This window comes from Nisaea sp., from assembly GCF_034670185.1.
Classification (GTDB): Bacteria; Pseudomonadota; Alphaproteobacteria; order Thalassobaculales; family Thalassobaculaceae; genus Nisaea.
Window position 1 is genome coordinate 1,855,611 of sequence record NZ_JAXMNY010000001.1, and the last position, 24,975, is coordinate 1,880,585.

Consider the following 24,975-nt stretch of genomic DNA (forward strand, 5'->3'; position numbering starts at 1 on the left):
CATGTCAAAAGTTACGCTCACCTTCGATAACGGCCCGGAGCCGGAGATCACGCCCCAAGTCCTGGACATACTCGCCCGGCGCGGCCTCAAGACGACATTCTTCGTCGTCGGGCAGAAATTGCTGGACCCGGAACGGATGGAACTTGCCATTCGGGCCCGCGAAGAAGGCCACAGGATCGGCAACCACACCTTCACCCACACCACACCGCTCGGACAGATGGAAGATCCGTTGGCGGCGGTTGACGAGCTGGAGCGCACCGACACGCTGGTTGCCAAAACCGGCGAGACCGAAAAGCTGTTCCGCCCGTTCGGCGGCGGCGGCAAACTCGGCCCGCATCTGTTGAATCCGCAGGTGGTCGAGTTTCTCCACCGCAAGGCCTATAGCTGCGTCCTGTGGAATGCGATTCCGAGAGACTGGGCCGATCCTGAAGGGTGGGTCGAACGCGCGCTTGGGCAGATAGCGGCGCAGGAACACACCTTAATGGTGCTGCACGATATGCCGACCGGCGCCATGGAACATCTGGACGCGTTCCTTGACCGGGCCGAGGCCTCTGGCGCCGAGTTTCACAACGACTTTCCGAAAGAATGCGTCCCGATGGTTCGCGGCAAGGACGTGGTGTCCCTCGATCCCTACGTCGCGGCAGCGTAACCCTCAATATCCCCTAAAGTTTTCCTCTCCCGGTTGCCCTGTCGCCTGCCGGAAGAACCTCCGGCCTCGCGCTATCGGCGCGTGCTCTTATCCAGCCGGATGACAATCACGGTTCAGAACAGGTCGGAAATTTTATAGCGCCGAAAAACCCGGCACGACCAAATGACAACGCAACATTGCAACCCATTTCCGAGGACCGAAAACTTTCGTTTACGCCATCAGGTACTTGGTATACCAATATACCAAGAACAAAGGTGACAGGCCCGTTTCGGGGCCTCGGAAGCCGCACCACGCCAGGGGAGGTCAAAAGACCATGGTCATGTCCGATATTGAAATCGCCCGCGAAGCGAAAATGAAACCGATCATGGAGATCGGCGACAAATTGGGGATCCCATCCGAATCGCTTCAGCCTTTCGGCCACACAAAGGCCAAGATCGACCTCGACTACATCAAGTCCCTTCAGAGCCGCCCCGACGGCAAGCTGGTGCTGGTTACGGGTATCAACCCGACCGCAGCCGGCGAAGGCAAGACCACGACGTCTGTCGGCCTCGGTGACGCGTTGAACCGGATCGGCAAGAAAGCCATCATCTGCCTGCGCGAGCCGAGCCTCGGCCCGTGCTTCGGCATGAAGGGCGGGGCCGCCGGCGGCGGATACGCCCAGGTCGTGCCGATGGAAGACATCAACCTGCACTTCACCGGTGATTTCCACGCCATTGCCGCTGCGAACAACCTGCTCGCCGCGATGATCGACAATCACATCTACTGGGGTAACAAGCTCCAGATCGACCAGCGCCGGGTGACCTGGAAGCGCTGCATGGACATGAACGACCGGGCGCTCCGGCAGATCACCAATTCTCTCGGCGGTGTTGCCAACGGCTTCCCGCGCGAGGACGGCTTCGACATCGTCGTCGCCTCCGAGGTGATGGCAATCTTCTGCCTGTCGACCGATCTTGAGGACATGAAGCGCCGCCTCGGCAACATCATCGTTGCCTATACCCGCGACCGGAAGCCGGTCTTCGCCCGCGACGTCGATGCCAACGGCGCCATGACCGTGCTGCTGCGCGATGCCTTGGCCCCGAACCTGGTACAGACGCTGGAAAACAACCCGGCCTTTATCCATGGCGGCCCGTTCGCGAACATCGCCCATGGCTGTAACTCGGTGATGGCCACCAAGACCGCCCTCAAGCTCGGCGACTACGTGGTGACTGAAGCCGGTTTCGGTGCCGATCTCGGCGCCGAGAAATTCTTCGACATCAAATGCCGCAAGGCAGGCCTGAAGCCGTCCGCTGCGGTTGTTGTCGGCACTGTCCGGGCGCTGAAGATGCATGGCGGGGTCGCCAAGGAAGATCTCGGCACGGAAAACATCGACGCCGTGGTCAAGGGCACCTCGAACATCAAGCGCCATGTGGTGAACACGAAGAAGTTCGGTGTGCCGGTCGTGGTCGCACTGAACCGCTTCATCACCGACACGGATGCGGAAATCAACGCCGTCCGTGACGAGCTGGCCTCCGTCGGCGTCGACGCCATCATCTGCACCCACTGGTCCGATGGCAGCGCCGGCACCGAGGATCTGGCCAAGAAGGTGGTTGAACTGGTCGAAGGCGGCAGCGCCAACTTCAAGCCGCTCTATGATGAAAATCTTGGCCTGCTGCAGAAGATCGAAGCCATCGCCAAGAACATCTACGATGCGGACGGTGTGGTTGCGGACCAGAAGGTGCTGAACCAGATCAAGGATTTCGAAGCGCTCGGCGCCGACAAATTCCCGGTCTGCATCGCCAAGACGCAGTACAGCTTCTCGATCGACCCGAACGCGAAGGGCGCCCCCAGCGGCCATACGCTTCCGATCCGGGAAGTCCGTCTGTCGAACGGTGCTGAGTTCATTGTTGCGGTCTGTGGCGATATCATGACCATGCCGGGCCTGCCGCGTGTCCCGGCCGCCGAGAAGATCACGCTGAACGATCAGGACCAGATCGAAGGCCTGTTCTAATCAGATACGGCGCGGGGGCATTCCGCTCCCGCGCCTTTCAATCAGCATGTCCGCCCGGGGCGCGCCGGGCGGTAGGGAGGGAGCACAATGCGCATTATCCTGAACGGACAGCAGGCCTTCGGTAAGGCCGCGCTGGAAGCCATTCTGGAAAAGGGCGAAGACGAAATCGTTGCCGTCTACACGGCGCCGGACAAGGAAGGCCGACCGGTCGACCCGGTCAAGGAAGCCGCCCTTGAGCACGGCCTGACCGTGTGTCAGCCCGCCGATTATTCCCTTCCCGAAGTGATCGAGGAACTGAAGAGCTGGAACGCCGATCTGATGATGATGGCCTATGTCATCATCTTCATACCGGAAGAAGCCCGGAACGTGCCGAAGCATGGCTCGCTCTGCTTCCACCCGTCCCTGCTGCCGCTGCATCGTGGCCCCTCCTCCATCAACTGGCCGATCATCTGGGGAGCGGACAAGACCGGTTTGACGATCTTCTATCCGGACGACGGCCTCGACGAAGGCGACATCTGCGTCCAGAAGGAAGTCGAGATCACCCCGGACGACACGCTCGGCTCGGTCTATTTCGACAAGGTCTTCCCGCTCGGCATCGAAGCGGTGCTCGAATCCATCGACCTGATCCGCGCCGGCAACCCGCCGCACACGCCGCAGGACGAGTCCAAAGCCACCTACGAAGGCTGGTGCCGCAAGGCGGATGGCGAGATCAACTGGAACCGCAGCCAGAGCGAAGTCTACAACCAGATCCGCGGCTGCAACCCACAGCCCGGCGCCTGGACGACGCTGAATGGCAAGGAGCTGCAAATCTTCGACAGCCAGAAAGCTGACGGCTCCGGACGGACAGGTCGGATCTGCGCCATTACCGATGATGGCTTCGTCATCAATGCGGGACGCGGCGGCATTCTCGTCCAGCGCGTGCGCTATGACGGCGGCAAGAAAATCTCCGCCAAGGATTTCATCGCCGAACAAGGCCTCGAAGTCGGAGCCCGCTTCGGCACCTGAACACGCATAACTCCCTGAAAGAACTGCTACCCAATGCACTCTCGGCCCCGCCACAAGCGGGGCCGTCTTTCTATAAGCGCCGTCGCACGGACCAGCTCAGAGCACCAGCGCCAACCCGTCTCGGCGCGGATCGGATGCAGCGAGGTAGCTGCCGAACGCGCTTACCTGAATGGCTCCAGCGCTGGCTCCACCAGCCCAGCCCCCCACTTTCTTCAACGGATGGCCACGTCCGGTCAGATCCCCGAACACCGCATCTCCGAGGCGGGATTCGCCGATCATGCCGTCCACGCTCGTGTGTGGAAACTGCGAGGTCATCCCGGTCTGGATATGCGTCCATCTCGGCGCGTGTATCGCCTCCGCCACGGTGAGACCGTGATCATAGATCGACGAGATAAGCTGCATGTTCACCTGAACCTGCACGTCCGCACCGGGCGTGCCGCAGCAAAGGTTGAGGGCGCCTCCCTCCTCGACCGCCCCATCGAAGACCATGACCGGGTTCATCGTATGACGGACCCGCTTGCCGGGTTGCAGCCGGTTCGCGTGCCCTTCATCCAGGTGCCAGTAATTCATCCGGTTGTTCAGCAACATACCGGTCGACGGACAGACGATCTGCGAGCCGAAATGCCCGGACAGGCTCTGCAGTCCGTCTACCGCGTTGCCCCAACGATCAATGACGCAATAATGCGTGGTATCCGATTGCGTCTCTCGGAGCCCTGCTCCCGGGCGCGCGCCGTCCGGGTCACCCGCCTGATACTCCCAAGGGTCGCCATGCATTACCTTTTCGGCCGCACGCTGGATATCGATCAGCCGCACGCGCTCGGCCGCATAATCCTTGGCAAGCAGTCCTTCGATGGGGACATTGACGAAATCCGGGTCCCCCAGAAACGCCTCCCTGTCCGCGAATGCCAGCTTCTTCGCTTCCACCATCACATGGATTGCGTCGGCCGAATTGAGACCGAGCCTCGCCATGTCGAAATGCTCGATCAGGTTCAGTTCCTGCAGCAGCACATGGCCGGAGGAGTTCGGCGGCGCCTCGTAAACGCTGCGGCCGCGGTAGGTCGTCGAAATCGGCTCCTGCCATCCCATCCGGTAGTTGGCGAAATCCTCCTTGGTCAGGATGCCACCGGTCTGCTCGGAGAACGCAACGATGGCGTCGGCGAGAGGGCCTTTGTAGAACGCGTCCCGCCCATGCTCAGCTATCAACTTGTAGGTTTTGGCGAGATCCGGATTGCGCCTGATCTGTCCCGGCTGTAACGGCACGCCGTCCGGCGCGAAGATCGCCGCCGATGCGGGAAAGCTGTGCAGAAGGTGCTGGCTCTCCGCCAGCTTGTACTGGAAATAAGTCTGCGGAACGCCTTCCAGACAAAGCTCGATAGCGGGTTGAATACAGTCCGCCAGCGGCAACCGCCCATGACGTGCGTGCGCGGCGAGGAGCGCGTCGCAGATACCGGGCACCGAGACGGAAAGAATGCCGCTGGTCTCGATCCCGCCTGCGAACCGTTCTGGCGTCGCCGCGAGGGGCGCGGTGCCGGTGCCATTCGCGATGGAGATGGACCGGTCTTCCTTCATGTGGATCATCATGAAACCGTCGGCCGCAATGCCGGAGCCCTGCGGCTCGGCGACGCCCAGCGCAAAACCGATTGCGACTGCCGCATCGACCGCATTGCCGCCCCCCGCCAGGATGCGTATGCCCGCCATCGAAGACAGGGGATGGTTCGTCACCACGGCTCCCTGCGCCCCCATCCGAACAGGTGCCCAGGCCTCGGTTTTAATCCCCGCCGGGGTTTCCATCTCGATACCCTCCATATGCTAACAGCGTCCCACCTCTTCTATACCCTTGAAAACAAGCCGCTAATCGAGCTGATTACGAACGAATGCCTGCCCTGTTTCCAGCCGGTGGGCACAAACACCATCGCGACAGCCCAACAGCAGGTTTCCTCCGGCGCAAGGAAGCCTCATAAATATGCTTGTGAGTTCACGCCCAATCTCGAATTTCAATAACGGAGAAGTGCAATGAAGACCGGCCCGGATGTCGCGCTGATCGTGATCGACGTGCAGAACGATTTCTGCCCCGGTGGAGCCCTTGCCGTCGCTGACGGAGATGCCGTTGTACCGGTTGCGAATCGGCTGATGCAGCGTTTCGATCACGTGGTCCTGACACAGGACTGGCACCCGGCCGATCACAGCTCCTTCGCCGCCAACAACCCGGGCCACGATCCCTTCAGCCTGATCGACATGCCATATGGCCCTCAGGTCCTCTGGCCGGTCCATTGCGTGCAGGGTTCCAAAGGCGCCGCCTTTCACAACGACCTCGAGACCGATCGCGCCAACCTGATCATCCGCAAAGGCTACCGGAGCGAGATCGATTCCTACTCCGCCTTCTTCGAGAACGATCACACCACAACCACCGGACTTGCAGGCTACCTCCGGGAGCGTGCAGTTGAGCACCTGATCATGGTCGGGCTCGCCACCGATTTCTGTGTCCGTTTCTCCGCCGTCGACGCTGCGAAACTCGGCTTCAGGGTCACCTTGCTGGAAGACGGATGCCGGGCCATCGATCTCGACGGCTCTCTTGCTGCCGCCAGAGCTGAACTGGCAGAGCACGGCATTACAGTGACAACATCCGATGCCATCTGAAACGATGCAGATTCTCGTCATAGAAAACTATAACGGCACCGATGTCGGCGAGATGGCAACCACCTTCGCTGAACGTGGCATCACGCTCGATGTCGTGCAGGCCTTCAACGGGACGCCCCTGCCCGCTGGTCCGGACAATCATGACGGCATGATCGTGCTTGGCGGCGACCAGAATGCGCTGGACGACACAGGCTCTCCCTACTTCCCATCGTTGTTGGAGCTGATGCGTGCCTTCGATGCGGCACGCCGCCCCGTACTCGGGATCTGCCTGGGCGCACAATTGCTCGCCCGCGCCCACGGTGGCGGCAATGTCGTCGGGCAACCGCTGGAATTCGGTTTTGTACCAATCACGCCGACAGCCGCTGGCCGGACAGATTCCCTGACCGGTACTATCGATCCGGATGTTCCTATTTTCGAATGGCACAGCGATACCTTCACCCTGCCGCCGGGAGCCGTTCATCTCGCAACAAGCGCGGCATATGAGAACCAGGCCTATTCAGTCGGCACCGTCAGCTATGGCACACAATTCCATTTCGAGGTTGGGCGCACCCTGGCGGAACGCTGGAGCACCGCACATTCCGGCTATCTCGATGCGAAGCGCCCCGGGTGGCGCCCGCAAATCGCAAAGGAACTGGAACAGTACGAAGCCGGAGCCCGAGCTTTCTGTGCCGCTTTTACCAGTCGATGGATCGATCTTGTAGCCAATGCCCGCATCATGCGGAATGCATGAGGGATCGCGCTTGACCGGCCGGAAAGCGGCGGCGAAGGTGACCCGAGAATTGTGATGAAAAGTGGAACACGGGCGTCCGATGGGCAAATTCGAGCTGAGAGACAAGATCGTGCTGGTTGCCGGAGCCAGCTCAGGCATCGGCGCCGCAACCGTGGAGCAGCTTCTCGGGGAAGGTGCGCGCGTTATTGCAGCCGCCCGCCGGATGGAGCGCCTGCAATCTCTTGCGAAAGATCGCCCCGGCCATTGCCTTCCGCTGCAACTGGACGTCGCGGATCCGGCTTCCGCCGCCTCGATGGTCGAGCGCATGCCAGAGGGCTGGCGCAACATCCATGGCGTCGTCGTCTGTGCCGGTCACGATGTCGGCGGCCGTGCCCGCTTCGATCAGGCCGATGCGGATACCTGGACGGATATTATCGACACCAACGTAAACGGAACCATACGTGTCTGCCGGGCGTTGATCGACCAGATGGCGGCGCGTGGGACCGGTCACATCGTCACCCTCGGCTCCACTGCCGGCCTCCGTGTCTATCCGGGGGGCAGCATCTACAATGCCTCGAAATTCGCCGTCCGCGCCTTCACCGACGGTCTCAGAATGGATTTCGCCCAGACCGATATCAGGGTGACAGAAATCCTGCCGGGCCTGACCCGCACCGAATTCGCGGAAAGCCGTTGGGGCGACGGCGGCAGGGCACGGAATTTCTATGACAATGCGCCGGGGACACTCGCACCGGAAGACATCGCGAATGCCATCGTCTATGCGATGACGGCTCCCGCCAACGTCAACGTCTCTCAGCTTCTGGTCGAACCGACACGGGCTTGAGCTCTACCGGTGCGCCCATAGTTCGCTTTGGGCGAACTGAGTTTGACTGTTAATTTGTCTCTTCCTTTTATGCAGAATCGGCCAAGCATATGAACGAACAAGCTGTCATTGAGATTATTCTCTCGAACCTGATTGCGTTTCTTCTCGTTATCGGAGCCGTGATCGTCATCTGGAAGGGCGTGAAAATCGTCCCGCAGAGCGAGATATTCGTGCTTGAGCGCTTTGGAAAATTCACGCGCGCGCTAAAGCCGGGGCTTAACTTCATCGTACCGTTTCTCGACGCAGTGGCACACCGTGTCTCCGTTCTGGAGAGACAGCTTGAAGCCTGGGACATCAGTGTCATCACGAAAGACAATGTCGAAGTAGAGCTTGAGACAACAGTCTTTTATCGGGTGCTGGACGCTTCTCGTTCTGTTTACCGCATCAGAAATGTCGACCGAGCAATTCACACGGCAGCGACCTCCATCGTACGATCTGCGGCTGGAAAGCTCGAACTGGACGAGCTTCAGTCATCCCGGGAGTCAATGAACTCGGAGATTGAAAAGAATCTGCAGAATGCTGCGGAAGTCTGGGGCATTGAGATTACTCGAACAGAAATCATCGATATAAAAGTCGATGGACAGACCCGTGAGGCCCAGCGGCACCAGTTAAGCGCCGAACGGGAGCGGCGCGCTTCTATAGCCCGGGCTGAAGGTGAAAAGCGGTCTGTCGAACTTGCCGCCGAAGCCAGACTCTTCGAGGCACAACGTGAGGCAGAGGCTCGAATAACACTGGCGGACGCCGATGCCTATACGGTCAAAGTTGCTGCCGAAGCCGAAGCCAACCAAATCCGCGCGGTCGCAGCGGCCCTTCAGGAGAACGGAATGCCGGCCGCCAATTACGAAATCCTGAAACGCCAGATCGGCGCACTCGGCGAGGTCGCGTCCTCTGATAATGCCAAGACAGTCATCATGCCGACCGAGATCTCAGGCGTGATCGGGTCTCTTACGGCACTTCTGGAATCCCTGCCGCGGGGCCAAACCCGATGACCTCCCATATGACGATCCACTATTGGGTCTTCCTCCCAGAAGCATGGGTCATCTTCGGCATTCTGTTAATAGCCGCAGAGTTGTTTGATGGAAATATGATTGCCCTGCCGCTCGGCATTGCGGCACTGGCCATCGCCCTTCTCGTTTATGGACAATCAGCGCTCTGGTTTAACGACACCGTATTATTCGAGACTTGGCGGCAGGTATTGATGATATATGCAGGGATCGCCGTGATTATGGTGGCGATCATCCGGTTCGTCTTCCAACGGCGGCGCAAAGCGGAAGAGGAAGATGTGAACGACTATTAGGCAGTTGTCGTTCTGCAAGGACATCCTTCAATAGAACCGCCGGACCTGCGCAGACAGGTCCGGCGGTAAAAGTGGTTATCAACCGCGCGGCTCGCTCATAAGTCCTTTCACGAGGGAGACGCAGCCCAGCAAGAGGACTACTGCGAAGGGCAGGCCGGTCGAGACCGACGCCGCCTGAAGGGCGCCGAGACCGCCGCCGAGCAGCAGTGCCACTGCGACCATGCCTTCGAAGGTTGCCCAGAACACCCGCTGTGGCACGGGTGCGTCGACCTTGCCGCCAGCCGTGATGGTATCGATCACCAGCGAGCCTGAGTCGGATGAGGTAACGAAGAACACGATCACCAGCACGATGCCGATAAATGACGTGATGCTGTGCAGCGGCAGCTGTCCCAGCATGGTGAACAGCTTCAGTTCAAGCCCCGCATCTGCGATCTCCTGATGACCCGCCTGCAAGAGGGACAGTGCCGTTCCGCCGAATGCCGTCATCCAGAGCACGGAGACGACTGACGGGATGATCAGCACGCAGATCAGGAACTCGCGCACGGTCCGGCCCCGGCTGACCCGGGCGATGAACATGCCGACGAACGGTGACCAGGAAATCCACCAGGCCCAGTAGAACGAGGTCCAGCCCTGGGAGAAGTTCGCGTCTGAGCGACCGAACGGGTTTGACAGCGCCGGCAGGTATTCGACATAGGCCAGCAGGTTCGCGAAGAATCCTGTGGCGATCGCCAGGGTCGGCCCGACGATGATGACGAACCCAAGGAGTAGAATCGCCAGCACCATATTGATCTCGGACAGCCGTTTCACGCCGGCTTCGAGGCCAGCAACGACCGATACCAGTGCGAGGACGGTAATGCCGGAGATCAACACGACCTTGGACGTATCGCTGACCGGTATATCGAACAGGAAGTTGAGACCGGCAATTGCCTGCTCCGCGCCAATACCGAGCGATGTCGCAAGCCCGAACAGGGTCGCGAAAACCGCCAGCGTATCGATGGCGTGTCCTGTCCATCCCCAGACCCGCTCTCCGAAAATCGGATAGAAGATCGACCGGATGCTGAGCGGCAGGCCCTTATTGTAAGAGAACAATGCCAGGGACAACGCCACAACGGCGTAAATCGCCCACGGATGCAGCCCCCAATGGAAGATCGTCGCTGCCATGCCGAGCCTGTGGGCTTCGGCCGGGTCGCCTGCCGCACCGGCAAGCGGTGCCCAGCTATCGGGCGAGCCCGCGCCATCAGCGACGGACGAGGAAAAGTGCGAGATCGGCTCCGACACACCATAGAACATCAGGCCAATACCCATGCCCGCGGCGAACAGCATCGAGAACCATCCGGTGTAGGAATAGTCGGGCTTTGCCTCGGTCCCCCCGAGCCTGATTTTACCAAGCGGCGAGACAATCAACGCCAGTGTCAGAATGACGAAGATGTTCCCCGCCACCAGGAAAAACCAGTCGAAGTTGGAGGTCAGGGTTGGCCTCAGCCAGCCGAAAAACGCACCAGCCTGTTCCGGCAGGGCCAGCGTGTAGAAGACCAGCAGGATAATACCGCCGGCCGAGATGGCGAACACCGGATTATGGATGTCCATCCCGAACCGGCCGATCTGCGGTTGGATATTATGCTGGCCGATTTCGTATTCTGTATCGATCACGTTCGCATCCCCGTCAGGGGTGCGGTCAGCTACTTCGCTCATAATGCCTCCCTTGGCTCCCACCGTCGTAGCGGCAGGTCGGATTCATTGAAGTCAAAGTCTTGTCCGCAAAGGATTCCCGGACAGGCACGTCGTTTTTTCACGCGCTCTCTTTGCTATCTATTGTTGTCACACAGGATGAGTGAGAGCAAATCGGCCCAATGTCCGGTTTGCGACATTAACTCGATCTGGGGCGCCCAAAATGTACGCTAACGGTGATTGATATGGGTCAGATTATGGCGCGAGCGCCTTGTCGGAATAAGACGCCCGCCCGCCCGGCTGGGCGAGTTCGGTCATTACCCAGGCCTCGAACGACCGGATCAGAGGGTCGGTCGCCTTCGAGTGCGGATAGACCAGATAATATCCGGCATCTTCCTCGATTTTCACATCCGACAGAGCAACCAGCATTCCGCTGCTGAGCTCCGACTCGGCCAGTGCAGGCCGCGCCAGGACCACCCCCTGCCCTGCAACGGCGACGTTCAGGATAGAGGCCGCGTCATGGAACACCGCGCCGCTTCGAAACCGGAGCCCGGGCGCCCCCGCTGTCTCGAACCAGGTTCGCCAGTATTCCGTCGAATCCTCGTGATGCAGAGGCAAGTCGGCAATCTGCTCCGGCGTCAGCGGCAAGTCGGCAAGCGCGTGACCGGCGCTCTGGAGCAAGGACGGGCTGGCGAAAGGCTGTGCAAAACCCTCCATGATCCGCTTCGAAACTGTGCCCGGCCAGTTCCCCCGGCCGAAACGCACCGCCACATCGACCCCGTCCGAAACGAAATTGGACAATGTCACGGAGTGATGCAGATGTACCTCGACATCCGGTTCCGTCGCCGCGAAAGAGCCGAGACGCGGCACCAGAAGCTTGTATGCAACCGATGGCGCAGCGGAGACGGTCAGGACCTTTAGGTTTGCATCCTCACAGACCAGAGCAACGGCACTCGCGATACCGTCGAAAGCCGCCGAGACCGGCGAGAGCAGCTTGGCTCCGGCCTCCGTCAGGCGGATTTGCCGGCCCGCCCGGTCGAAGAGCGACAGCCCGAACCAATCCTCAAGCGCGCGGATCTGGTGGCTGACCGCCGCATGAGTGACGTGCAGCTCATCCGCCGCCTTCGAGACGCCGCCCAGACGCGCCGCGGCCTCGAAGGCCCGAAGTGCCGTCAGAGGGGGTAATTGCCTGCTCATTAAATGTAAATATATCTAACATAATAGGTGAGAATCAATCATTTGTCCTCGCAGCGTCAAGAGACGACATTCCATTCCAACAAGGCATTTCGATCATCAACTGACAAGTGAGGAAAAGTTATGGAACACGCGATGTTTCTTCTTCTGCAGGGTGCAGGCGGTCTGACCCACGATGTCGCCATTTGGGAAGACTATGCCCGGCACCGGAGCCAGACCCGAAACCATGCGGGAGTACCCGAAGAGGTTCCGGCGAAGAAAACCGGGCTCAAGGATGCGGCCGATCAGCTCCGCCGTCTTTCCCGCCAGGCGAAACTCAGCGCACAGGAAGCAACACTGCTCTGCAAAGCGTTGACCATTGTCGAAACAGAAGCCAGTGCCCGCGGCCAGACGTCTTAGAGCCTCTTGGGGTCTGGCTGCATTTGCGGGCGGGGCCAAGGCACCGCCCGTCTTTTTACCGTTCCATGAAATCAGCGTTTAAGCGTGCGCAGTTCGCAGAATGGCGAATGCTTGGCTACGACCGTTTCAGAGGCCCGCGACAGGATATCGGCCTGTGCCACCGTATAGCCCTCGGCCTCGACCAGCTTGACGATTTCCAGCAGATAATCGAGATCCGCCTCCACATGGGAGAGCCGGCCCGCAGCCCGGACCAGGGCTGTACCGGCTTCGCTCAGGCGGTAGCACGGCAATGTCAGATCCGCCGCAGGGTCATCGTGGCTCACCCGGACAACCTTGTCCGCATAGAGCAGGTTGGTCGAGAAACTGTCGGTCTTCTGCGATGAAAAGACCTTGCTGAGGTCGCGATTGGTCCGCAGCAGACCATATTCCTCAAGCAGCAGAATGCAGTCGCCCGTCAGCTCGCGCTCACCGAAGAACTCGTCAGAGAGCCTCACCAGGAAATTGTTGATCCGGAATTTCGCCAGGATGGCGACCCAGCGGATCATTTTGCGATTGAGCGTGCTCATGACCCGGAAGGTGACCTGCGGTACCGTTCCGCTTTCCTCGGCTTCCAAAGTGAGCAGCGCCGCCCACATTTCCTGACCGGCCTTGTCACCGCAATCGGACGCCGCCTCGATAAAGCGCACGCACCAATCCGGATCCACATGCCCGTCCTGTGGTGTGTCGCTCTTGAGCATGGTCAGGGCGAGAGAGAAAATAGTCTCGATATTGCGCTGGCGCAGAATATCACGTTCTTCGACCCGGGACCGGGCGCGTTCCGCAAGCCCGGCATCCTCGTGGTCATCGCCCTTGCGCACGGCGTCCAACCAGGAACGGCCGCTTGATCCGAGTCCATAAGCAAGCATCTCGCTAAAGCGGAGGCAGGCCGGATCATAGGCCTCTACATCCGCGTTCTTCGAGCGGTGCGACCTTGATTTCTCGTCAGAATTCTCGCGGTTTTCTTCTGTCATGACACCGCCTCTTATTCACAAAAACGAGCCTATCACGGTTTTTCCGCGGCAATTAAAAATTCCTGATTTCCATCATTTCCGAATATCGGCGACTCCGCCTGCCCCAAAAGCGTCCATCCGGCATCGTTCTCGAGCCAGCTCACGACATCCCGAAGGGCATCGGCCCGCGCCGTCTCATCCCGGACAATACCGCCCTTGCCGATGCGAGCCGCCCCGACCTCGAATTGCGGTTTCACCAGCGCTACCAGCCGGGCGCCCGGTGCAGCGCAGGCGAGCGCCATAGGTAGCGCCAGCCTGAGAGAGATGAAGCTGACGTCGGAAACAACCAGTCCTACCGGCTCCCCAATCATCTCGGGCTGAAGATGTCGCGCGTTCAGACGTTCGTAAACATGAACCCGTTCATCCTCGACCAGACGCGGAATCAGCTGACCGTGGCCGACATCGACGGCATGCACCCGGAGCGCCCCCCGGTCTAACAACACATCGGTGAAACCGCCGGTCGATGCCCCGATATCGAGGCAGACCAGTCCGGCCGGGGCGATGTTGAAAATATCGAGCGCATGTTCAAGTTTCAGCCCGGCGCGCGACGCCCATTTGAGCGCCCCGTCATCGAGCTTGATAATGTGGGCTTCGGTTGTTTTCGCCGCGGGCTTGATCACGGTGACACCGTCGACCGTCACCTGTCCCGCCTCGATCAGATGCCGGGCCCGGCTTCGGCTTTCGGCAAGCCCCCGCTCAACCAGGGCAAGGTCGAGACGTTCCGATGCCATGGCCGGTCAGGCGCGGACCGGCGCCGAAGCCTGGTCAACACCGAGTGCACCGAGGACCGTTGTCACGATGGCAGCGGCATCGAGCCCCGCCTCGTGATATTGCTTCTCCGGAGTGTCATGATCGAGGAAACGGTCCGGCAGCACCATCGGGCGCACCTTCAATCCGGATTCGAGCAAGCCGTCTTCGGCCAGCGCATGCAGAACCTGGCTGGCAAAGCCGCCGATGCTGCCTTCCTCGATACAGACCAGCACCTCATGCTCGGCCGCAAGGCGGCGCAACAGGTCCCGGTCGATTGGTTTGGCGAACCGGGCATCGGCCACGGTGGCAGACAGGCCACGCATGGAAAGCTCGTCGGCTGCCGTGAGGCATTCCTGGAGCCTGCACCCGAGAGACAGCAGCGCGACATTAGAGCCTTCGCGGACAATCCGGCCTTTGCCGATTTCCAGCACATCGCCGCGCGCAGGAAGCTCGACACCGACACCCTCCCCGCGCGGGAAGCGGAAGGCACTCGGCCGATCGTCGATTGCAGCGGATGTTGCCACCATGTGCGTCAACTCGGCCTCGTCAGACGGCGCCATCAGGACGAAGTCCGGCAGGCAACCCAGATAGGCGAGATCGAATGCCCCGGCGTGGGTCGCGCCATCGGCGCCGACCAACCCGGCCCGGTCAATGGCAAAGCGCACCGGCAGTTTCTGGATCGCCACGTCATGAACGACCTGGTCATAGCCGCGCTGCAGGAAGGTCGAATAGATCGCCACGAACGGCTTCATGCCCTCACAAGCCATACCGGCAGCGAAGGTGACAGCGTGCTGTTCGGCGATGCCAACGTCGAAGCTGCGCTCCGGGAAGGCCTTGGAGAACTTGTCGATACCGGTTCCCGACGGCATCGCTGCCGTCACCGCGACGATACGATCATCCGCCTCGGCTTCCTTGATCAGCGAGTCAGCGAAAACCGATGTGTAATTCGGCGCGTTCGAGACCGGCTTCTTCACTTCGCCTGTCACCACGTCGAATTTCGGCACGGCGTGATACTTATCCGCCGCCTGCACACCGAACGGATGGCCTCGGCCCTTCTCCGTCACCACGTGGAGCAGCACCGGACGGTCCCGCTTCATGTCCCGCACATTACGCAGCACGGGCAGCAGGTGGTCCAGATTATGTCCGTCCACCGGGCCGACATAGTAGAAGCCGAGTTCCTCGAACAGCGTGCCGCCGGTGACCATGCCCCGAGCAAACTCTTCGGCTTTACGGGCGGTTTCTTCCATCGGCTTCGGCAGGTGCTGGGCGATCTGCTTCGCCAGCTCCCGCATGCTGCTATAGGGCTTGGAGGAAATGAGTTTTGAGAGATGAGCGCTGAGCGCGCCGACCGGCGGCGCGATCGACATATCATTGTCGTTCAGCACCACGATCATCCGGCTCTTCTGCGATCCGGCATTGTTCATCGCCTCGTAGGCCATGCCCGCGCTCATTGCGCCGTCACCGATCACCGCGACGACGTTGAAGTCGTCCCCCTTCAGGTCCCGCGCCACGGCCATGCCGAGACCGGCAGAGATCGAGGTTGAGCTGTGCGCGGCACCGAACGGATCGTATTCACTCTCCGAGCGTCTGGTGAAACCCGAAAGCCCACCAGCCTGACGCAGCGTGCGGATACGGTCCCGGCGGCCGGTCAGGATCTTATGCGGATAAGCTTGGTGGCCGACATCCCAGATCACCTTGTCGCGCGGTGTCTCGAATACGTTATGGATTGCAACCGTCAGTTCGACCACACCAAGTCCGGCCCCGAGATGACCGCCGGTGACTGAAACAGCGTCAATGGTCTCCCGGCGCAGATCGTCGGCGAGTTGCTTGAGCTGCGCATCAGTCAGCGTGCGAGAGTCAGCTGGTAGTGTGACTCTGTCCAGAATCGGGGTTCTGCGTTCAGTCATAGGTCCAATTCAGCCCTGGGGCTCAGTGCGTGCGGTCGACCACGTAAGCGGCTACCTGTTTCAGAAGGTCTGCCCGCTCACCGAATAAATCAAGGGTGCGCGCCGCTTGTTCAGCCAGCAGCCGGGCCTGCGACCGGGCTCGTTCGACACCGAGAATGGAAACGAAGGTCGCTTTTCCGGCGGCGCCATCCTGGCCGACTGGCTTGCCTGTCGTGTTGGAATCTCCAGTTTCGTCAAGCAGATCGTCTGCAATCTGGAAGGCGAGCCCCAGTTCTTGGGCGAACGAATGCAGGGCATGGATATGACGCTCGGACGCATGCCCCATGATCGCGCCGGCTGTGGCGGCAAAGGCGAAAATCGCGCCGGTCTTCATCCGCTGCATGCGGGTGATCGCGCCGATATCCAACTCATGGTCTTCCGCCAGCAGATCGATCATCTGGCCGCCGACCATACCTTCTCCGCCAGCCGCTTTCGCAAGCCCGGCGACCAGTTCTGAACGTACGAAAGCATCGGAGCTGGTTTCTTCCGCCGCCAAGACCTCGAATGCCAGCGCCTGTAATCCATCTCCAGCCAGAATGGCAGTCGCCTCATCGAATTTCTTGTGGCAGCTCGGCCGTCCACGGCGCAGGGCGCTGTCGTCCATCGCCGGCAGATCGTCATGGATCAGGGAGTAGCAATGCAGGAATTCGACAGCCGCGCCGACCCGAAGAGCGCACCGTTCATCGACGGCGAACATCTTGGCGGATTGGGTAACGATGAACGGCCGCAACCGCTTGCCGCCACCAAGGCTGGAATAACGCATGGCCTGAAACACCCGCGCCTCGGCGTCATCCGCTTTCGGCAGCAGGAAATCCATTACGCGCTCAACTTCGCGCGCGGTCGTTGCCATCGCGTCTTTAAGCTGGGTCATAAGTGGCGGTGATCCTGATCAGTGTCGGAAAATTTGAAGCTCACGCTTCGAAAGGTTCGGCAGACACGGCGCCGTCAGCATCCGATTTCCGGATCTTTTCGACCTTCATGCGCGCTTCGTCCAGCTTCTTCTGGCAATGGGATTTCAGCTCCGCCCCACGCGCATAGGCGTTGATGGCGTCGTCCAAAGTCCCGTTCCCGGATTCAAGCTTGCCGACGATCTCTTCAAGCTGCGTCAGAGCCTCTTCGAAGCTGAGGCCTTTGATTTCGGGGGATGGTGTCTCGCTCACGTCGGTCTCCTTCGGGCCAGTGCCCGACAATAGGCGCGGGACGCCCCCGATACAAGGGAGCCCCGCCCGCTTTTCGATGTCAGGCGGCACTCATCAAAGTGCGCACATGAGCCGCCGCCGATTCTGCCAATGCCTCAAGGTCATAACCGCCCTCAAGCGTGGAGACGATCTTGCCGTCGCAGACAAGATCAGCCACCCGCATGAGCTCCTCGGTCACCCAGGAAAAGTCCTCTTCCGTCAGGCAGAGCGAGGCCAGAGGATCATCTATATGGGCATCAAACCCAGCAGAGATCATCAACAGTTCCGGCTGGAATTCGATCAGGGCCGGGGAAATGATTTCAGTGATGGCCGCCCGGAATTGCTCGCTACCGGACATCGGTGGCAACGGCACATTCACGATATTGCCGACACCGCGCTCGCTCTGATGGCCTGTGCCGGGAAACAGCGGCGACTGATGCGTCGATGCATAGAACACACCGCCATCCGCTTCGAAGATCGCCTGTGTCCCGTTGCCGTGATGCACATCGAAATCGACAATCGCAACGCGTCGGAGTCCGTGCGCCGCGCGGGCATGCTCTGCACCGACGGCGATCTGGTTGAAGAAGCAAAAGCCCATCGGCGTGCGCGGCTCGGCATGATGTCCGGGCGGACGCATGGCGCAGAATGCATTCCGCGCTTCACCGCCAAGCACGGCGTCAACCGCCGCGCAAACCGCCCCGGAGCTGCGCAGGATGGCATCGCCGGTGCCGGGTGACATCACCGTGTCACCGTCAATCGACCGCTCGCCAGTCTCGGGCACGGCCTCCAGGATCGCTTCCACATAGTCGAGAGGATGTGCCCTGGCGATCTGTTCAACGGAGGCTTTGGGTGCCTCCCGACGCTCCAGCCCGTTGAACTCCTCGGCGGACAACGCAGTCAGCACGGCTTTCAGGCGCGCCGGATGTTCCGGATGCATGCGTCCCGGGTCATGTCCAAAACTATCCGCATGGGTATACAGAATTGTCCCCACGTCGTTTCTCCCCCAACTTTTTCCGGTCACCAGCGACGGATTTTATCTCGTCCTTCGTTCTTACCAAGAAGGTCGGAGTTCCATCCAGCATCAACTTGTCGAGATGCGCACCGATCGCTCGTTGATTTATTTGCGATTGGTATAGATACCCGGCAAAATAGGCATATCTTCGCTACCTCCAGAGCAACCAGTCTTGATTTCACCGACGCGGATCTCGTGACTTCTTGGCATCAGAAGGCGTGCGCTAAATGCCAGCAATGTTGATAAACCTGCCTCGAGTCCTTCTCTGCGCGGTGCTCGCGGCCACGCTGACCATCGGCATGTCAGACCTTGCCCGCGGGCAAGGAAAGGCCAGCCCCGTAGAGGTCGACAAGGTCCGCGAAGAGGCCCTTACCCAGACAGCTCCATTTACGGCACAGTTCGTCGCCATCCAGCTCGGCCCCGTCGCGACCCGGATTTCTGAGCGGGTCGCCGACGTTACGGTCCGAGCGGGCGAGCGGGTCGAGAAAGGCGCCATACTGGCCCGGCTTTCCGACAACAGGCTGCGTGCGGAACGGCAGCTGCGGGCATCGGAGCTGAAGAAAGCGGAAGCCCAGCGCGAGCGAGCAACGGCGAACCGGGCCAAAGCGCAACAGGCACTGGCTCGGACAGAGCAATTGCGCGGCTCCAATGCTTTTCGCAAAAACGCCCTGGAAGACGCACAACGCGACCTGGAAGCCGCGATCGCCAGCTCCACGGAGGCCGAAGCGGAAACCGAACGGGCGCGGGCTGACTTGAACCTGGCTGAAATAGCCCTCGCCGACGCCTCGATCCGCGCGCCCTATCACGGCGTGGTTTTGGCACGGCACGTCGTCGCGGGCGGCTATGTCCAGGCAGGCGATGCCATCGTCACCCTGATGAATGACAAGGACCTGGAGATTGAGGCCGATGTCCCTGCACAGAGGCTCTCCGGCCTGCATCCCGGGGCTCCGGTTAAAGCCGTGCTGCAAAACGGGCAGACGCTGACTGTCGAGGTAAGAGCGGTCATTCCCGAGGAAAACCCGCGCACCCGCAGCAGGGCCGTCCGGTTCTCGGCGAGCTTGCCAGAAGGCGCCTCGCAAATTGCCGAAAACCAGAGCGTCACCGTTCACATCCCCATCGGCCTGGTGCGTCAGGTGATCAGCGTTCACAAGGATGCCCTGCTGCTGGATGGCCGTCAGCCCCGGGTCTATGTGGTGATCGACGGCAAGGTCGAAATGCGGCCGGTCACCATCGGCGAATCTCTCGGCAACCGGTTTGAAGTGTTGGACGGCCTGTCTGTTGGCGAGACCGTGGTGATCAAGGGCAACGAACGCCTGCGCCCCGGCGAGCCGGTGGCCGTCCAGGCCAAGGGCTGAGCAGATGGACACGCTGATCCGGCACTCGATCCAGCGACCCGTCGCAGTTCTGGCCATCGTCATGATGGTCGTGATGTTCGGTGTCGTTGCCCTGCAAAGCATCCCGATCCAGCTTGCTCCGGATGTGAACAGGCCGGTTATTACAATCACGACCAACTGGGGCGGAGCGGCCCCCGCCGAGATTGAACGCGAAGTCGTCAACCGTCAGGAAGACGAGCTGCGCGGTATCGAAGCGCTGGAATCGATGATTTCCAGCTCCGAGGACGGACGCGGCCGTATCACGCTGGAATTCTCCCCCGGCACCGATATGGACAAGTCGCTGCTGCTCGTCTCCAACCGACTGGACCGGGTCGGCAATTATCCGGATGAAGTGGACGAGCCGACCTTCCAGACGGCTGGCTCTGAAGACAACGCCATCGCTTGGGCCGTGATCCTGCGCAAGGACGGAAACGACACACCGATCCACACATATGGCGATTTCGCCGAAGATTACGTCAAAGCCCGGATCGAGCGGATTTCAGGGATCGGCGAGGCCCGCATCTATGGCGGTGCAGAGCGTGAAATGCGGGTGGAAATCGACCCGCAGTTGCTCGCCCAGTATCAACTGACCATCCCGGATGTGCTCGCCTCCCTGCGCTCAGCCAATGCGTCGATCTCGGCCGGTGCTGTCGATGAGGGCAAGCGCCGCTATGTGGTCCGCACGGAAGGCGATTTCGAGAGCATGGAGAATGTGCGCGGCGTCGTGCTGCGCTCCATCGAGGATTCAATCTCCGGACGGGTCGCCCGCGTCACCGTCTCGGACGTCGCCACTGTAAGCATGGGCCACAAGGACCCGGTTGCACGTATCCGGCAATTCGGGACACCTGCGCTCGCGGTACCGATGTACCGGGAGACCGGTGCGAACGTGATCGAAGTCATGGCTGAGGTTCGCCGGGCGATCGGCGAGCTAAACGACGGATACCTTGCCGCGCGGGATCTGAAGATGATCCAGGTCTATGACGAGACGACCTATATAGACTCGTCAATTGACCTGGTGCGCCAGAATATCTGGGTCGGCGGCATCCTGGCCGCACTGGTGCTTTACCTGTTCCTGCGCAGCGGCAATGCCACGCTGGTGATTAGTCTGGCTATCCCGGTTTCCGTCATCGGGTCGTTCGTTGCCATGGCGGCACTCGGCCGTTCCATCAATGTCATCTCGCTGGCCGGCATTGCCTTCGCTGTCGGCATGGTGGTCGACGCCGCAATCGTCGTGCTGGAAAACATTTTCCGCCTGCGGCAGCTCGGCCACGAGCCAAATGAGGCTTCCTACCGTGGCGCCCAGCAGGTTTGGGGTGCTGTGCTGGTTTCCTCGCTGACCACAGTCATGGTGTTCATCCCGATTTTGGTGATGGAACTGGAAGTCGGGCAGCTGTTCCGGGATATCGCTGTTGCCATTTCCGTCGCGGTCTGCCTGTCGCTGGTGGTTTCCGCGACGGTCGTTCCTGCCCTTGCGAGCCGCCTCCTGAAAAACGAGATCGGCGATCTGAGCGCAACCCGGCGCATTCCGGTGATCGACTCTTTTGCCCATGGCTTCCTGACCCTTGTCATGAAGCAGACCCGTGCCGTGGTGAAAAACCGCATCCTCGCCCTCACCGTCATTATCGGCATGACAGTCGGCAGCATCGTGGCTACCTGGGCCATGCTTCCCGAACTCGACTATCTGCCGGAAGGCAACCGGAATCTGGTTATCGGCTTCGTGAAGCCCCCGCCCGGCTACAATCTGGACACCATGTCCGAGATTGCCACCAAGCTTGAAAACGCGACCAAGCCGATATGGGATTTCTCGGAAACGAAGAAAGTCATGGAGGATGGCACCCCGACCATGTCGAGGTTCTTCTTCGTCGCTTTCCGGGCCAATGTCATCGTCGGTGCCGCGGCGGCCGACCCGACCCGGGCAAAAGACCTGATACCGGTGCTCCGGCGCTCGTTATTCACGGAACCCGGAACATTCGGATTCTTCCGCCAGAGTTCTCTCTTCGGACGCGGCGTAGGGGGAACCAGCTCGATCGATCTCGATATTTCCGGCGGTGAGCTGGAAGGGCTGACGGAAATCGCCCAGAAGACCTTCTTCAGGGTCGGCAAGGCTTTCCCAAGGGATGAAGGCACGCAGATACGCCCCTTGCCATCCCTGTCGCTCGGCGCACCGGAAGTGCGTGTTGTGCCTGACCGCACTCTTCTTGCGGACAATGGTGTCACCGCACGCGATCTCGGCTTTACGGTTGACGCCTATAACGATGGTATCCGGGTGGCAGAAATCACTGTGCAGGGCGAGCGTATCGACCTAACGCTGACCGGCCCCGAGAACCATATTCTTGAGACCCAAGGCATCGCCGACCTGCCGGTTGTCACGCGGGAAGGCAAGATCGTCCCCGCAGGTTCCCTCGCCAGCGTGGTGGTGACCACCGGCCCGACCGAGATCCGTCATGTCGGACGGGAGCGGACCATTACCCTTGTCGTCTCTCCTCCTTCCGGCATGCCGCTGGAAGCAGCACTTAACAAGATGCGGGACGAGGTTATCAGGCCGATGGAAGAAGCAGGCCTGCCACCGGGCGTCAGCATCCGCATGTCTGGCACGGCGGATAAACTGGCGCAAACCTGGAACGAGATGGTGCTCGACCTGGTGATGGCACTGGTCATCGTCTATCTGGTCATGGCCGTGCTGTTCGAAAGTTTCTTCTATCCTCTGGTGATCATTTTCTCGGTACCGCTGGCCACAGCCGGCGGCGTGGTCGGACTGGCTACCCTCAATCTTTTCATCCGCCAAAATCTCGACATGCTGACTCTGCTCGGCTTCGTCATCCTGATCGGGATTGTGGTGAACAATGCGATCCTGCTGGTGCATCAGACCCTGCATCATATCCGCGAGGACGGCATGGACTCCGGCGCCGCGATTGTCGAGGCGACCCGAAATCGTATCCGGCCAATCTTCATGTCGACACTGACAAGCGTCCTCGGGATGCTCCCGCTTGTGGTGTTCCCCGGCGCCGGCTCGGAACTCTATCGCGGCCTCGGCTCCGTGGTGATCGGTGGCCTTTCCCTTTCAGCCGTGCTGACGCTCGCCATCATCCCACCCTTGCTGTCGCTCTGCCTCAGCCTCGTGGAACCCGGAAAACAGACGCCGGATGAGTCCTCCAAACGCCAACCAGACGGCTCCGCCAGTCAAGCAGCCGAGTAAGGCCGTACCGACAAGCCTACAAATCCAAGGGGAAGCTCAAAAACATCTGGAATTTTTGAGTAAATTTTACCTACATTAATATCGGGTACTAAATGCACTGTTCCATTTGGGAATGCGAAGTTGCCCTTGGTTACAGATTACCTCTTGGCGCTTCCACATATGCTCCCTGACGGCTATTGTTCTGTGTGGAATCAACACAGTTTTACAAACACTCAAGAAAGAGCGTCTTGATCATGGGCATGGTTCACTGAAATGACGCCTCAGGAAATCGCGAATATCCTGGACGAGCATGAAAAATGGCTGAGTCGCGCCCATAGCGGGTCTCGGGCCAATCTGGCGCGCGCCAATCTGGCCGGCTTCACGCTCGAAAAAGTGAATCTGAAATCTGCGAAAATGTCCGGCGCCAATCTGCAAAAAACCATCCTGGCAGGCAGCAATCTCAGCCATACGGACCTGTTCTGCGCTGTTTTGGACGGCGCCGATTTGCGGGATGCTGACCTTCAGAACGCGGATCTCCGTGGTGCGTCCATCCGCAACGTTGCCTTCAAGGGCGCCAATCTTGTCGGCGCCGACTTCCGCGGCGGCACGCTGATGTTCGGCACCGATGATGACGAGGGCCAGCGGGACGGCCCTACTTCGAACCAACAAGGCGCCGATCTCAGCTATTCGGCCATGCCGAATGCCAGCCTGGCGGGCGCACAACTGGCCGGCGCGAACCTCTCCGGCGTAAACCTGCGCAAGGCAGACCTCAAAGGAGCCAATCTGTCCGGCTGCGTTCTGGTCGAGGCGGATCTTTCCGGTGCTGACTTGCAGGATGCCAATCTGTCTGGCGCCCTGCTCGACAATACAATCCTGAAACATGCCAATCTGTCGGGAGCCAATCTGGACGGTTGCGACCTGTCCGGAGCGGACGTGACCGGCGCCAATATGGTCCGTAACGAGGACTCGCTGCCTTTCGAAGTCCGCGAAGTCCTCAACATGCATTATGTCTGGATCCGGGAAGACGGACGTCTGGGTGACCGCGCGATCCTCAAGAATGCCGACCTCAGCTTCATCGACCTTGCGGCAGTCAACCTGTCCGGCGCGGACTTACACGGGGCCAATATCAGCGGCGCAAATCTCTCGAACGTGCTGCTGGTGATGTCCGATTTGTCCAACACCAATCTGAAAGGGACCAACCTTAGCGGAGCAACCCTGGAAGGGATTAATCTCGCGCATGCGGACCTGACCGATGCAGATCTTTCGCATGCCGTGATCGCGCCGGTCGATCTGAAAGATCAGAAAGGCCAGCTTACAGGGCGGAAATGGCCGGCCAACCTGTCCGGCACCAAGCTGGTGAATGCAAACCTCAAGGACGCTGATCTGAGGAACGCAAACCTCGCCGGGGCGGATCTTTCTGGTGCCGATCTCTCCGGCGCGGATCTGACACGGGCGAATTTGACGGACGCGATCTTTAAAACCGAGCAACTTGCAGGCGCTAAAACCGATGAGAAAGTCGGCGATAGCTAATCTTGAAAAATCACGAAATCAAGCGGCACAACGACTTCGCACGGCCAGTTTCCAAGGAAATTCTTCTTGACCCTAGGGCATGGAAACGTGCGAATGCTTCGCTTGAACAAAACGTAATGTTTTACTCTACAGACTGGCCATTCGGGATTGCCCCGCATTGATTGATGAAGAGCAAAAAGCCGAGCAACTCACCCAGCTCAGCAACGAGATCGAAAAGCTTATTGATCGCGTCGCCGATGATGTGAGGGAGCAGAGAGGCGCAGAGGAGGAACGACGGGCGAGCGGATTCGTGATCTATCTGCTAAGAAATACCGAGAACGCGCCGTTTCAGACTCTTCTGCTCAAGAAAGTGGGTATCGCCACGAACGATATAGCCCAAACTCCGGGCTTCACAGCCCTCAAGGACTATTGCGAGCGCCTTAGCTTGCAGGCACGTGTCGAGGATGCCATCAGGCCATCTCGTGAATTTATCAATCCGTGCCTTGGTATTATCGTGGACGGTTGGCCATGATCGTTGTTGAGCTGAACCGGACTTTC

General features: G+C 60.0%; 22 protein-coding genes. 13 read left to right on the plus strand and 9 right to left on the minus strand.

The window, feature by feature from the left end; all coding sequences use genetic code 11:
- Position 1: 1 nt before the first annotated feature.
- The 3 genes from VOI22_RS08805 to VOI22_RS08815 all read left to right on the plus strand — a co-directional run bounded on the left by VOI22_RS08805 (position 2) and on the right by VOI22_RS08815 (position 3,641).
- Complete coding sequence (locus tag VOI22_RS08805; protein ID WP_323796132.1) at positions 2-649, plus strand: polysaccharide deacetylase family protein; 648 nt, start codon at positions 2-4, stop codon at positions 647-649.
- A 313-nt stretch (positions 650-962) separates the two neighbouring features.
- On the plus strand, positions 963-2,636 hold the full coding sequence (locus VOI22_RS08810; protein WP_323796133.1) for a formate--tetrahydrofolate ligase: 1,674 nt from the start codon (positions 963-965) through the stop codon (positions 2,634-2,636).
- 87 nt (positions 2,637-2,723) lie between these two features.
- Positions 2,724-3,641 (plus strand): methionyl-tRNA formyltransferase, encoded by a 918-nt coding sequence (locus VOI22_RS08815; protein WP_323796134.1) that lies wholly within the window; start codon positions 2,724-2,726, stop codon positions 3,639-3,641.
- Between the two features lie 96 nt (positions 3,642-3,737).
- Here the strand turns inward: VOI22_RS08815 and ggt are convergent, their stop codons facing one another.
- Positions 3,738-5,447, minus strand: coding sequence for a gamma-glutamyltransferase (ggt, locus tag VOI22_RS08820; protein ID WP_323796135.1), 1,710 nt, complete (start codon positions 5,445-5,447; stop codon positions 3,738-3,740).
- A 207-nt stretch (positions 5,448-5,654) separates the two neighbouring features.
- Between ggt and pncA the strand changes: the two genes are divergently transcribed.
- The 5 genes from pncA to VOI22_RS08845 all read left to right on the plus strand — a co-directional run bounded on the left by pncA (position 5,655) and on the right by VOI22_RS08845 (position 9,164).
- Entirely contained in the window at positions 5,655-6,278 is a 624-nt protein-coding gene (pncA, locus tag VOI22_RS08825; protein WP_323796136.1) for a bifunctional nicotinamidase/pyrazinamidase, read from the plus strand.
- Positions 6,268-7,008, plus strand: coding sequence for a type 1 glutamine amidotransferase (locus tag VOI22_RS08830; protein ID WP_323796137.1), 741 nt, complete (start codon positions 6,268-6,270; stop codon positions 7,006-7,008). Before pncA ends, VOI22_RS08830 begins: the two co-directional genes overlap by 11 nt.
- A gap of 79 nt (positions 7,009-7,087) precedes the next feature.
- Positions 7,088-7,828, plus strand: a complete 741-nt coding sequence (locus VOI22_RS08835) for an SDR family oxidoreductase (RefSeq protein ID WP_323796138.1) — start codon at positions 7,088-7,090, stop codon at positions 7,826-7,828.
- Between the two features lie 89 nt (positions 7,829-7,917).
- A complete protein-coding gene (locus VOI22_RS08840; protein ID WP_323796139.1) occupies positions 7,918-8,856 on the plus strand; it encodes an SPFH domain-containing protein in 939 nt (312 codons plus the stop codon).
- Positions 8,853-9,164, plus strand: coding sequence for a hypothetical protein (locus VOI22_RS08845; RefSeq protein ID WP_323796140.1), 312 nt, complete (start codon positions 8,853-8,855; stop codon positions 9,162-9,164). Before VOI22_RS08840 ends, VOI22_RS08845 begins: the two co-directional genes overlap by 4 nt.
- Before the next feature lie 78 nt (positions 9,165-9,242).
- On the opposite strand, the gene VOI22_RS08850 is transcribed toward VOI22_RS08845, so the two are convergent.
- Positions 9,243-10,856 (minus strand): BCCT family transporter, encoded by a 1,614-nt coding sequence (locus VOI22_RS08850; protein ID WP_323796141.1) that lies wholly within the window; start codon positions 10,854-10,856, stop codon positions 9,243-9,245.
- Positions 10,857-11,087: 231 nt separating this feature from the next.
- Positions 11,088-12,029 (minus strand): transcriptional regulator GcvA, encoded by a 942-nt coding sequence (gene gcvA / locus VOI22_RS08855; RefSeq protein ID WP_323796142.1) that lies wholly within the window; start codon positions 12,027-12,029, stop codon positions 11,088-11,090.
- A gap of 132 nt (positions 12,030-12,161) precedes the next feature.
- On the opposite strand from gcvA, the gene VOI22_RS08860 reads away from it, so the two are divergent.
- Positions 12,162-12,425, plus strand: coding sequence for a hypothetical protein (locus tag VOI22_RS08860; protein ID WP_323796143.1), 264 nt, complete (start codon positions 12,162-12,164; stop codon positions 12,423-12,425).
- 71 nt (positions 12,426-12,496) lie between these two features.
- Here VOI22_RS08860 and VOI22_RS08865 read toward each other — a convergent pair whose 3' ends face one another.
- From VOI22_RS08865 to VOI22_RS08890, 6 genes are all read right to left on the minus strand, one after another.
- On the minus strand, positions 12,497-13,435 hold the full coding sequence (locus tag VOI22_RS08865) for a DUF2806 domain-containing protein (RefSeq protein ID WP_323796144.1): 939 nt from the start codon (positions 13,433-13,435) through the stop codon (positions 12,497-12,499).
- A gap of 32 nt (positions 13,436-13,467) precedes the next feature.
- On the minus strand, positions 13,468-14,205 hold the full coding sequence (locus VOI22_RS08870; protein WP_323796145.1) for a TlyA family RNA methyltransferase: 738 nt from the start codon (positions 14,203-14,205) through the stop codon (positions 13,468-13,470).
- A 6-nt stretch (positions 14,206-14,211) separates the two neighbouring features.
- Positions 14,212-16,131 carry a 1-deoxy-D-xylulose-5-phosphate synthase gene (dxs, locus tag VOI22_RS08875; RefSeq protein WP_323796146.1) on the minus strand — a complete coding sequence of 640 codons (1,920 nt, stop codon included), beginning with the start codon at positions 16,129-16,131 and terminating at the stop codon, positions 14,212-14,214.
- 22 nt (positions 16,132-16,153) lie between these two features.
- A complete protein-coding gene (locus VOI22_RS08880; protein ID WP_323796147.1) occupies positions 16,154-17,041 on the minus strand; it encodes a farnesyl diphosphate synthase in 888 nt (295 codons plus the stop codon).
- Between the two features lie 40 nt (positions 17,042-17,081).
- Positions 17,082-17,330, minus strand: coding sequence for an exodeoxyribonuclease VII small subunit (locus tag VOI22_RS08885; protein ID WP_028464445.1), 249 nt, complete (start codon positions 17,328-17,330; stop codon positions 17,082-17,084).
- Positions 17,331-17,409: 79 nt separating this feature from the next.
- Positions 17,410-18,339 (minus strand): histone deacetylase family protein, encoded by a 930-nt coding sequence (locus VOI22_RS08890; protein WP_323796148.1) that lies wholly within the window; start codon positions 18,337-18,339, stop codon positions 17,410-17,412.
- 248 nt (positions 18,340-18,587) lie between these two features.
- Between VOI22_RS08890 and VOI22_RS08895 the strand changes: the two genes are divergently transcribed.
- From VOI22_RS08895 to VOI22_RS08910, 4 genes are all read left to right on the plus strand, one after another.
- Positions 18,588-19,715 carry an efflux RND transporter periplasmic adaptor subunit gene (locus VOI22_RS08895; RefSeq protein WP_323796149.1) on the plus strand — a complete coding sequence of 376 codons (1,128 nt, stop codon included), beginning with the start codon at positions 18,588-18,590 and terminating at the stop codon, positions 19,713-19,715.
- Positions 19,716-19,719: 4 nt separating this feature from the next.
- Positions 19,720-22,929 carry an efflux RND transporter permease subunit gene (locus tag VOI22_RS08900; protein ID WP_323796150.1) on the plus strand — a complete coding sequence of 1,070 codons (3,210 nt, stop codon included), beginning with the start codon at positions 19,720-19,722 and terminating at the stop codon, positions 22,927-22,929.
- A gap of 252 nt (positions 22,930-23,181) precedes the next feature.
- On the plus strand, positions 23,182-24,438 hold the full coding sequence (locus tag VOI22_RS08905; protein WP_323796151.1) for a pentapeptide repeat-containing protein: 1,257 nt from the start codon (positions 23,182-23,184) through the stop codon (positions 24,436-24,438).
- A gap of 157 nt (positions 24,439-24,595) precedes the next feature.
- Entirely contained in the window at positions 24,596-24,949 is a 354-nt protein-coding gene (locus VOI22_RS08910) for a hypothetical protein (RefSeq protein ID WP_323796152.1), read from the plus strand.
- Positions 24,950-24,975 lie beyond the last annotated feature (26 nt).